We start from the raw sequence: 10,138 nt of genomic DNA, 5'->3' as shown, positions 1-10,138 counted from the left end.
TGGGGGCAGGGGGCTGGGCGGGCGGAACCGGGGCTCCCTCGCGGTCGCCACGGTCGAACCAGCCGTAGACGGTGGGCAGCACTAGGAGCGTGAGTAGCGTGGAGCTAAAGAGCCCGCCAATGACGACGGTGGCTAGCGGCTTCTGCACCTCCGCGCCCGCGCCGGTGGAGAAGGCCATGGGAAGGAAGCCCAGGGAGGCCACCAGGGCGGTGGTGAGCACGGGCCTCAGCCGCTGGTGGGCGGCGTCGTGGGCCGCTTGGGCTGGCGGGAGGCCCTCCTGCCTCAGCTTGCGGATGGCTGCGACGAGCACCAGTCCGTTGAGCACCGCCACGCCGAAGAGCGCGATGAAGCCCACCGCCGCGGAGATGGAAAGTGGCATCCCCCGCACCAGCAACGCCAGCAGACCGCCTGTGATGGCGAAGGGGATGTTGAGGTAGATGAGCAGGGCGGGGCGCACCGCGCTGAACGTGGTGTAGAGCAGGACGAAGATGAGCGCCAGGGTGAGCGGCACCACGAAGGCCAGCCGGCGCGAAGCCGACTGGAGGTTCTCGAACTGGCCGCCCCAGTCCACCCAGTATCCCGCGGGCAGTTTCACCTCTCGCGCGATGGTCTCCTCGGCCTCCGTCACGAAGCCCTGGAGGTCCCTGCCCCGCACGTTGGCTTCGATGGTGAGGCGCCGCTGGATGTTCTCCCGGCTCACCTGCGCGGGGCCCTCCTCGACGACGACCCGGGCCAGTTGGGAGAGGGGAATGAGCTGCCCCGTGGGGCTGGCCACCCGGATGCCCTCGAGCTGCTCCACGCTGGTCCGCGCGCCGGGGGCGAAGCGGACCTGGAGCGCGAAGCGCCGCTGGCCCTCCACGACTGTGCCCACCTCCTTGCCGCCGATGGTCTCGATGGTGTCCAGGACCTGCCGGACGTTGATTCCGTAGCGGGCAATGGCCCTGCGGTCAATCTGGATGCGCGCGACAGGAAGTCCAGCGACCTGCTCGGCCTTGACGTCCGCGGCTCCCGGCACTTTTGAAAGGGCCGCCGCCAGCTTGTCACCCGTCTGCTTCAGCACTTCTAGGTCCTCGCCGTAGAGCTTGAGCGCGACGTCCGAGCGCACGCCCGCGATGAGCTCACTGACGCGCAGTTCAATGGGTTGCGAGTAGCTGAAGAAGCTGCCGGGCACCTCCTTGCTCAGGGCTTCGTTGAAGCGGGCGATGAGACCCTCGCGGTCCTTCGCCGTCGTCCACTCTTCGTGGGGTTTGAGCATGACGAAGATGTCGCTGATTTCGACGCCCATGGGGTCCGTGGCGATTTCCGCGCGCCCCGTGCGGGAGACGACGGTGGTGACTTCTGGGAATCGCTTGAGCACCTTCTCGATGAGCCCCGTCTGGCGCGTGGATTCCTCCAGGGATACCGACGGGACCCGCCACGCCTGGATGGCGATGGCACCTTCATCCAACCGGGGAATGAACTCGGCCCCAAGGAACGGCACGGTGGCCAGGCTGGCAACGAGCAAACCGGCGGCGACTCCCACGACAACGCCCCGCTTCCGGAGGCACCAGGCGAGAGCAGGCTCGTACACGACGCGGGCGCCTCGGACGATGATGCTCTCTTGTTCCCGGGCCTTCCGGGGCAGCATGACGGATGCAAGGGCGGGAACGAAGGTGAGTGACAGCACGAATGCACCGGCCAGCGCGCAGATGACGGTGATGGCCATGGGCTTGAACATCTTTCCCTCGATTCCGCTCAAGGCCAGGATGGGCAGGTACACCACTCCGATGATGACCTCGCCGAAGGCGGCGGCCTGCCGGACCTCCACCGCGCTGCGGTAGACGACATCGTCCCGCTCCTCGCGCGTCAGCGCTCGGCCGAGCGCGTGGCTGCGCTCCGAGATGTGGCGCACGGCGTTCTCCACGATGATGAGCGCGCCGTCGACGATGAGCCCGAAGTCGATGGCCCCCAATGACATCAGGTTCCCTGAGATGCCCAGCGCCCGCATGCCGATGAATGCACTGAGCATGGACAGGGGAATGGCCGCTGCGGCGAGCAGGCCCGCCCGCAGGTTCCGTAGCATGAGGAAGAGCACCACGATGACGAGCAGGCCACCCTCGATGAGGTTCTTGGCCACCGTCTGGATGGTCTTCCTGACCAGGTCCGTCCGGTCGTAGAAGGTGTCGAGCGTGACGCCAGCAGGCAGTGACGGACGGATTCTCTCCACCTCAGCCTTGACGTTGTTGACCACCTCGCGCGAGTTCTGGCCGATGAGCATCATGACGATGCCGGTAACCGCCTCGCCCCGGCCGTCCCGGGTGACGGCGCCCTGGCGGACCATCGGGGCGAAGGCTACCTCGGCGACGTCACGGACGTACACCGGGACGCCTTGCTCCGACGTGGTGAGGACGACGTCGCGGATGTCCTCCAGGCTTTCCACGAGCCCCTCGCCTCGGATGAGCACCTGTTCCGGTCCTCGGGCGATGTAGGCTCCGCCAGCGTTGGCGTTGTTCTCCTCAAGGGCTTTGAAGAGCTGCTCCAGCGACAGGCCATAGGATGCGAGCCGGGCGGGGTCCACCTGCACCTCATACGTCTTGAGTTCTCCTCCGAAGGCATTGACCTCGACGACGCCCGGCACGGCGCGCAGCCGCGGAGATATCTGCCACTCCAGGATGCTGCGCAGCTCCATGGGGCTCTTGCCCTCGCCCCGCACCTCGAACTGGTAGATTTCACCCAGGCCCGAGGAGATGGGGCCCATTTCCGGGGCGCCATAACCTTCTGGAATGCTCTCCCGCGCGGCGGCTAGGCGCTCCTGGATGAGCTGGCGCGCGAAGTAGATGTTCACGTCATCGTCGAAGACGACAGTGACGACGGAAAGACCGAACTTGGAGACGGAGCGAATCTCCTCGGTATCTGGCAGTCCGCTCATCGCCGTCTCGACGGGCACGGTGATGAACCGCTCGACTTCCACGGGGCCAAGGCCGGGCGAGGAGGTGAGAATCTGCACCTGCACGTTGGTGACGTCTGGCACCGCGTCGATGGGCAGCGTGCGCAGCGCATTCAGCCCGAACCCGACGAGGACCAAGGTGAGGAGGAAGACGAGGAAGCGGTTCTTGATGGAGAAATGGATGAGCCTGTCGAACATGGTGGCCGCCTAGTGAGAGTGGCCCTCGCCCATGCTCTCTTTGGAGAGCTCGGACTTGAGGATGAAGGCGCCCTGTGTGACGAGGGTCGCGCCTGGCTCGAGGCCGGAGAGAAGCTCCACTTCGCTGGCGGAACTGGCCCCTGTCTGGACCTTGACGGGGCGGAACTGATTCGTGCCAACGGGAACGAAGACGACCTGCGCTCCTTCCACTTGCTGCACGGCGGAGCGGGGGATGACCACACTGCCATTGGCGCTCGCGTCGGTGTCCTCGGCCGTGGTGGCAATCATCGCCTGCGCGAACATCCCTGCTTTGAGCGCCCCGTCGGCATTGGCCACCACCACTTGAACCGGGATGGTGCGGGTCTTCTCGTTGACGATGTCTCCGATGTAGCCGACCTCACCCTCGAATCGCTTCCCGGGAAGGGCCTGGACGGTGAGTTCCACTTTCTGGCCTAAGCGGACCTGGGAGAGCTGGGACTCGGGGAGGTCCAGCAGCGCCCAGAGCTGTGAGAGGTCGGCGACGGTGAAGAGGGACGTCGTGGCTTCGACGGCCTGTCCGACGGTGCCCTGTATCTCCACCACGGTGCCGTTCATCGGACTGATGGCTGGAAAGCGCGAGCTGTAGTGCTCATTGGAACGCAGGGTGGCGATTTCGGCATCCGACAGGCCAAGTGCGTGGAGCCTTCCATCCGCCGCGCTTCGCTCGGCCTGGGCGGTGACGAAGGCGCTCTCTGCCTCACGCATCTCCCGCTCACTGGTGATGCCTTTGTCGAGCAGCTCCTTCTCTCGGCGGAAGTTCGCCTCGGTCACACGCGCCTTGGTGGCTGCGGAAAGGTAGTCCGCTCGCGCTTGGCCCAGGTCCGGGCTGTCCAGGTGGCCGAGCACCTGGCCCTTTTTCACTTTCTGTCCCAGGACGACGGCGATGGAGTCGAGCCTGCCTGGGACGCGCGAGGAGACCTTGGACACTCCGCTTTGTGTGAAGGTGAGGCGGGCGGGCACGGAGAGGCCCGTCGTGAGAGGCCTCACCTGAGCTTGTCCGAGCTCCAGGCGCGCCGAACGTACGGCCTCGGGTGAGAGGGTGATGAGTTCCTGGTGGTCCGCGTCACCTGCGTCTCCATGGGACGCGTCTGACCCAGAGGCATGGTCGTCGCCTTCGCCGTGGTCATGCGCATTGTCGCCGGCAGAAGTCTGCGCTGCTGTTTCCGAGGGAGGGGTGGATTTCTTGTCGTTGCATCCACTCGCGAGGACGGTCAGTGCCACCAAGACGGGGAGATAGACACGGGCGTTCATTGGATGTTCCCTACGGCCTTCAGGAGTTGGGCCTTGGCGCTGTTGAGTTCCTCGAGTGCTTCGATGTAGCCGCGGCGTGCATCGAGGGCTTCTCGGCGGATAATGAGCAATTGCAGGAAGTCCACCTTGCCTGCCCGATACGCTTCAGTGACGAGGCTCAGGTTCTCTTGGAGGGCGGCAAGGACGTCTCCCCCGAACACCTCGGCGGCAGCTTGGGCTGTGAGGTATCGGTTGAAGGCGAGCTCCACCTCGGTGCGCGCGAACCGCTCGAGTGCGGAGAGATTCTGGCGGGCCTGCAGCTCACGCGCGGAGCTCACGCCTCTCGCGGCCTGGTTGCGGTCGAAGAGGGGGAGGTTGATGCCAATCGTCCCCTGGATGATGTTGTAGTTCTCTTCGCGGCCGTAGCTCACGCCGAGGCTAGGGGTTGGCAGGGCCTGGCGGCGAGCGAGTCGGGCCTCCGCCTGTGCAGCTTCCCATTCGAACCGGGCGGCCTTCATGTCCTGGCGCTGGCTCACCGCCTTCTCGATAAGCGAGGCCAGAGTGGGCGCTGGCGCGGATTCGGCGCGAAGCTCGCCGTCTGGATCGATGGCCTCGCTCGGGTCGAGGCCCAGTAGAAGCTTCAGCTCGGCGTGTGCCTGCGTGCGCTGCCGCTGGGCGCGGACGCGCTCGCTCTGAGCCCTGCCCAGCTCCACCCGCGCGGTGTTCACTTCGATGTGGGATGCTGCTCCAGCATTGAGGCGCTCCTCTGCGGCCTTACGGCCCTCTTCCGCGAGAGCGAGCGCGTCCTGGGAGAGTGTGAGCTCTTGCTCGGCTGCCAGCGCAGCGCCGAAGGCCTGCCTCACCTCCGCAGCGAGCTCCACTTTCAAAGACTCCAGGCGGGTCTGCCGCGCGGAGACGGTGGCTTGTGCGGCCTCTTTGCGGGCCCCCCGCTGGCCGAAGAGTTCGAGTGGCTGGCTGATGCCCAGGTTGAGTTCGACAGTATTTCCCACGTCGCGGAAGCGTGGGCCGACCGCGGCCTGGAGCTGAGGGTTGTCCTGGATGAGGCGGGACGCCCCTTCCAACTGAGCCTGGGCCGATGCGGCTTCGGCCCGCCCTTCGATGAGACGGGGGCTGCGCTCAAGGGCGAGCGCGACGGATTGCTCCATCGTTAGTGGCCGGGCCGCAAGGGCCGGCGCCGAGAAGAGGAGGAACAGACTTGAGAGTCGGATGGACGGAGAAAGGACGTTCATCGGAGTGGAAGACTGCCGGCAGCGCCGGGCTTCGAGGAAATGCGGGAGTGGACGGAGTCTGCCCGTCCGGTGATACGCACCGCCTCGGCGTCAGGGGTCGCCGTGGGTTAGATGGAATGTGGTCCACGGGGCGCCATCTACGGAGTCCGGGGACCTGACAGGGATAGGGGCGCTGTGGCTGGTGCTCGTGCGCCTCCTCAGCGCCAAGACGCAGCCGCTCCTACGCTCTCGGACAGCTCACGTCCGCAGCCGGCCATTGCCCGCACGGGGACATCACGAGTGCATAAAAGGAGGGCGCTGAGGCTTGCTGCTAGGCTGCTATGGGAGGTCGCAGAAGACGGGGGGACACACCTGCGGCCCCTCGCTGCTCCTCACCGATAATCTTCTGCTGGACTCCGGTACTAACGAGCCAACTCACCGGGGGAGGGGAGACGGGAGTCAGGGCCTGACTTGGACAGCACCCGCAGTGGTGCGCTGTGGGCCCGCAGCCATGCTCTTTGCCGAGGTCACCCAGGTCTGATTCCCCCTGAACGGAGTGCGCTGCATGTCCCGCAACGGCGTAGTGAACGGCTAGCTCGACTGCCTCCCCGAAGGAGGGCACGAGGCCGTTCACCAGCAGGATAACTAGCACCACACGCAGCACGGTACCTTCGTAGTAGGTCTGGAAGTGGTACGCAAGACTCTGCGGCTCATGACTTCTTGGTGTACGGCCCTATTCATGTGGGCTCGTCGAGGTGGGCCCTTCCTTGGCCAGCTCGGGTGCTGCCTCTCGGAGGATGGGCTGAATGTCACTGGGAATTGGCATTGGCGTGAAAATTCCCACGTTGGCTCCTCCCGTGTTGCCCAAGGGCGCACGTCCGAGCCAGGAGCCCGGAGCGGCCAGCAAGAGCCGGGGTACCTGTCCGGCTAGCTCTCGTAGATTCCGGCGGCGCCAAGCGAAAGCGAACATGAGACCATATACCCGAAGGTGCGGCCAAGTATGGGCTTGGCTCAGAATGTGAGCACGTTCAAGGGAACGCCACGCCTGTTGGTAGTCGCCACGGGCCTCAGACGTTGAGGCTTCCTCTAGTTCCGTTTTGAAATGCGCTTGCAGCGTCGGTTTCATCTTCGTGTTGTCTCCAAAGTGTCAATGACAGAATGTGCAGGTGTCCTCGGCCCGCCACGCCGCGCGACCTTCCTTCACGATGAAGAACGTCATGCCCAGGGCGGCCAGAGGGGCCGCCCACCACCACCCGAGGACCGCGTTGAGGCCGATGCCGCCCAGGGTGATGAGCGACAACCACCAGCATGCGGTGGTTTGAAATGCATCTGCTTCCATGTCGCGGCTGCCGAGAGCCACAGCAGTGCGCTTCTTCGCGCGTGCAAGCCACATCATCACCGCCAGCGAAACAGTTGTGAGAATGAGGCCCACAGGACTGGGCTGGGGCCGCTCGCCGTTCAGCAGCGCCGTTGCCGCCTCCCAGGTGACGAACGCGGCGAGCCCGAAGAGTGAAAGATCGATGAGTCGGTGTGCTCGTCGGTCCAGTTTCTCCAGCTCTGCAAGAGTGCGGCGTTCCCGCCGCTCCTCAGAAAGCCGCCACAGCATGACCGCCGCGGACGTGCTCTCCACGAAGCTGTCCACCCCGAAGCCCAACAGCGCCACGCTGCCGGAGACGAGAGCCGCCGCCGCGGCGATGATACCCTCGACAAGGTTCCAACTCACGGTGAGCAGCGGCAGGCGGGGGTTGGGCAGGACGAAGGCTTCAGACATGGCTTGCCTCCCCCTCGTTCGTCCTCCGGGGCGCGAGGGCGGGGGCGAGCTGGCAGCAGTTGGACAGGTCCCCCGCCTCTATCTGGAGTGTGACGTGCTCGATGCCAAACTCATCGTGGAGCTGCCGCTTCAACTGGCTCAGGAACGAGTCGTCCACTTGGGGGCTGCGGACGACAAGATGGGCGGTGAGCGCCGCCTCGGTGGTGCTCATTGCCCAGACGTGTAGGTCATGCACCTCGGAGACACCGGGTGCCTGGATGAGCCGCTCCCGTACGAGGGGCAAGGTGATGCTCTTCGGCACCGCTTGCAGCGCGAGGTTGACGGAGTCCTTGAGCAGCCCCCAAGTGCCCAAGAAGATTAGGGCTGCGATGGCGAGCGTCACAATGGGGTCCATCCAGGCCCATCCGGTGAAGTGGATGAGCGCTCCGGCCAGGACGACGCCCAGTGACACGCCAGCGTCAGCGGCCATGTGGAGGAATGCTCCTCGGATGTTGAGGTCATTCTTGCGGCCCTTCCAGAAGAGCAGCGCCGTCGCGGTGTTGATGATGATGCCCGCCCCGGCTACGGCCATGATAGTTCCGCTAGCGACAGGAGCGGGATGGCCCATGCGCCGCACCGCCTCCCAGCTGATGCCGCCCATCGCTACAAGGAGCAGGAACGCGTTGAGCAGAGCTGCGAGGATGGACGAGCTGCGCAGGCCATAGGTATGCCGCGCAGTCGGTCTCCTCCGGGCCAGGAGGCTCGCCGCCCAAGCGAGCACCAGCCCAAGGACGTCGCTCAGGTTGTGGCCAGCATCGGCCAGCAGAGCCAGCGAACCGGAGAGGACGCCAAAGGCGGCCTCGACGGCCACGAAAACTAGGTTGATCGCAATGCCCACGGCGAAGGCCCGGCTGTACGAGGGCGCTGCGTGACTGTGAGTACCCGACATGCGCGTCAGTGCCTCCAGAACGAAGATGGTCGCGACGGAGCAGGCCTTTCCGGCGCTTGACGAGAAGTTGTTCACCGTCTGGAACGGCTGACGCGCGGACACATTCGAGGTTACAGCGGGGCTTCCTCGAGCCGCCGCACGACCACTGAAGCCGCTGCCTTCCTGCAGCCAGGGGGCCGTACGCCTGCCTCAAAGGCCGTCCGAGAGCGTGCCGGGCAGTGTCCAGGCGCTCCTTGCTCCTTCGAGGTCCGCAGCGTCCCTGGACGCCGAGGTCCAGCTCAAGAGCCACCTGACCTTCAGCTCCGGCGTCGTTTTCCCCGGACAGTCGGAGAGAAGAGGGACTGCAGTGAGAGGACAGCTAGCCACCCGAGCGGAGCGCCCAGCGTGAATCCCATGAAGAGGCTGGCCGCCGCGAACATGATGTCTGCGTGGGGCTCGCCCCAACCGGCTGTGAACAGGCCCATTCCAAGTGCGGTACCAGCCCACAGCGCATACCGCCGCAATCGGAGGCGGGCGTGCAGCACCGCGGCGGTGAGCAGGCTGAGGCCTGCGGCGCATGCGAGAAGAGGGAATGGCCACCTGCTTCGGTAGAGTTCCACGCGTAACGGGCCTTCGAGGCTTCCTTCAAGGCGCTCCACCCTCAACTCGTGGCTGCCCTGTGGGATGAAGCCACGCTGGTGGAAGCCCAGCCGCTCTCTCCAGGCATGGGTGCGCACTCCCCTCCTTCGCATGTGAGTATGGGTCTGCTCCAGCGTCCCAACTACCACCTCCTCCATTCCCGCTATTGAGAACAGGACCTCCCTGGCCCCCTCCTTGGCGAGACTCCCTCTCACCACGAGGAGGACGCCCCCTTCTGCAGCAGGAGGGATGGCGATGTGCTGTCCCTTCTCGGTGACTTCGCCGCCGGCGAGTGGCTCTCCTGGCGACACTGTTTCGAGAGCGGGAAGGACGGCCAGGATGAGCACGAGGAGCACCACGAGGCTTGTGGTGACGCGCTCCCGATGCGCTGCCGTGCCTCGCCGGGCTTCGTGAATCATGGCGCCGCAGACACCGAGCGCAGAGAGTGCGATGAAGGCGGCCGCGGCGCGGCCATCCGCAGAGAGTTCCATCATGGACATGGGCACGGGTTTGCTCGGCACCAAGTAGGGCGCGAGGCGCTTTCCTCAGGTGGGCTCACAGGGACAGTCCACGCAGCCTCGACAGCAACAGGAAGGGCCGCACGGTTGCTCTAGCCGGCGGCCCAACGCCTATCGTGCCCGATGGAGGCGGACCTTGGCATCGGCATGGGGATGCCGGCCGCTTCGGCGAGTGCGGCGAGGCTTTGCCCCTCCAGGTCCACCTTGCGCAGGGCCTCCGCGTACTCCGGCTTCAAGGCGATGGAGAGGGCGGAGACGCAGGCGCAGACAGCCCTCTCCAGCGCGACGGCGTCCTCGGTGGACAGGGCGCTCTCCCCGGCCAGTCCGCGAAGTGCGCGCTCCTCGCGCTCCTCGTGCCGGTGGCGGTCGATGAGCGCGTTGCGCAGCACCCGATAGAACCAGGCCACCGCGCTCTCCTCCTGGCGCAAGGTGCTCCTGCTCTTCATTCTCTTGAGGAGCGCGGCCTGAAGCACCTCTTCCGCTGCCTCGGTACTTCCGACACGGGGCACCAGGAACGCCAGGAAGCGTTGCCGGTTGTGGATGAGGGCTTCCAGGACTTCCGGGCGCATGGATACTCCTTGTACCTCTGGTGTCCGCACAGAGAACGCGGGCCTACTTCCTGTCCCGGCGAAACGGCCAGGCCCGCTGTCCGACGTAGTCCTGTGGCAGGGGCATTGTCCA

The 10,138-nt window shown here is 65.6% G+C and carries 8 protein-coding genes; all 8 read right to left on the bottom strand.

Annotated elements, in window-relative coordinates:
- Positions 1 to 3,124, bottom strand: a 3,124-nt coding sequence (locus HNV26_RS27945) for an efflux RND transporter permease subunit (RefSeq protein WP_171452906.1), incomplete at its 3' end; no start/stop codon positions are given.
- Positions 3,125 to 3,133: 9 nt separating this feature from the next.
- Positions 3,134 to 4,414: an efflux RND transporter periplasmic adaptor subunit gene (locus tag HNV26_RS27940; RefSeq protein WP_171443965.1), complete on the bottom strand. Its 1,281-nt coding sequence runs from the start codon at positions 4,412 to 4,414 to the stop codon at positions 3,134 to 3,136.
- Positions 4,411 to 5,643: a TolC family protein gene (locus HNV26_RS27935; protein ID WP_171443966.1), complete on the bottom strand. Its 1,233-nt coding sequence runs from the start codon at positions 5,641 to 5,643 to the stop codon at positions 4,411 to 4,413. Before HNV26_RS27935 ends, HNV26_RS27940 begins: the two co-directional genes overlap by 4 nt.
- A gap of 712 nt (positions 5,644 to 6,355) precedes the next feature.
- Complete coding sequence (locus HNV26_RS27930; protein WP_171443967.1) at positions 6,356 to 6,748, bottom strand: DUF3703 domain-containing protein; 393 nt, start codon at positions 6,746 to 6,748, stop codon at positions 6,356 to 6,358.
- Positions 6,749 to 6,769: 21 nt separating this feature from the next.
- On the bottom strand, positions 6,770 to 7,393 hold the full coding sequence (locus HNV26_RS27925; RefSeq protein ID WP_171443968.1) for a cation diffusion facilitator family transporter: 624 nt from the start codon (positions 7,391 to 7,393) through the stop codon (positions 6,770 to 6,772).
- Positions 7,386 to 8,321, bottom strand: coding sequence for a cation diffusion facilitator family transporter (locus HNV26_RS27920; RefSeq protein WP_171443969.1), 936 nt, complete (start codon positions 8,319 to 8,321; stop codon positions 7,386 to 7,388). The genes HNV26_RS27925 and HNV26_RS27920 overlap by 8 nt, the downstream gene beginning before the upstream one ends.
- A 296-nt stretch (positions 8,322 to 8,617) precedes the next feature.
- On the bottom strand, positions 8,618 to 9,439 hold the full coding sequence (locus HNV26_RS27915; RefSeq protein WP_171443970.1) for a hypothetical protein: 822 nt from the start codon (positions 9,437 to 9,439) through the stop codon (positions 8,618 to 8,620).
- Positions 9,440 to 9,549: 110 nt separating this feature from the next.
- Complete coding sequence (locus HNV26_RS27910) at positions 9,550 to 10,026, bottom strand: sigma factor (protein ID WP_253817127.1); 477 nt, start codon at positions 10,024 to 10,026, stop codon at positions 9,550 to 9,552.
- Positions 10,027 to 10,138 lie beyond the last annotated feature (112 nt).

The organism is Myxococcus xanthus, assembly GCF_013116825.1.
Taxonomy (GTDB): domain Bacteria; phylum Myxococcota; class Myxococcia; order Myxococcales; family Myxococcaceae; genus Myxococcus; species Myxococcus xanthus_B.
The sequence above is the reverse complement of the archived record's forward strand: the minus strand, read 5'-3'. Positions and strand labels throughout refer to the sequence as shown.

Coding starts and splice junctions, on each gene's coding strand:
- HNV26_RS27920 (WP_171443969.1), bottom strand. CDS start 8,321: ATGTCGGGTACTCACAGTCACGCAGCGCCCTCGTACAGCCGGGCCTTC.
- HNV26_RS27930 (WP_171443967.1), bottom strand. CDS start 6,748: ATGAAACCGACGCTGCAAGCGCATTTCAAAACGGAACTAGAGGAAGCC.
- HNV26_RS27940 (WP_171443965.1), bottom strand. CDS start 4,414: ATGAACGCCCGTGTCTATCTCCCCGTCTTGGTGGCACTGACCGTCCTC.
- HNV26_RS27915 (WP_171443970.1), bottom strand. CDS start 9,439: ATGTCCATGATGGAACTCTCTGCGGATGGCCGCGCCGCGGCCGCCTTC.
- HNV26_RS27910 (WP_253817127.1), bottom strand. CDS start 10,026: ATGCGCCCGGAAGTCCTGGAAGCCCTCATCCACAACCGGCAACGCTTC.
- HNV26_RS27925 (WP_171443968.1), bottom strand. CDS start 7,393: ATGTCTGAAGCCTTCGTCCTGCCCAACCCCCGCCTGCCGCTGCTCACC.
- HNV26_RS27935 (WP_171443966.1), bottom strand. CDS start 5,643: ATGAACGTCCTTTCTCCGTCCATCCGACTCTCAAGTCTGTTCCTCCTC.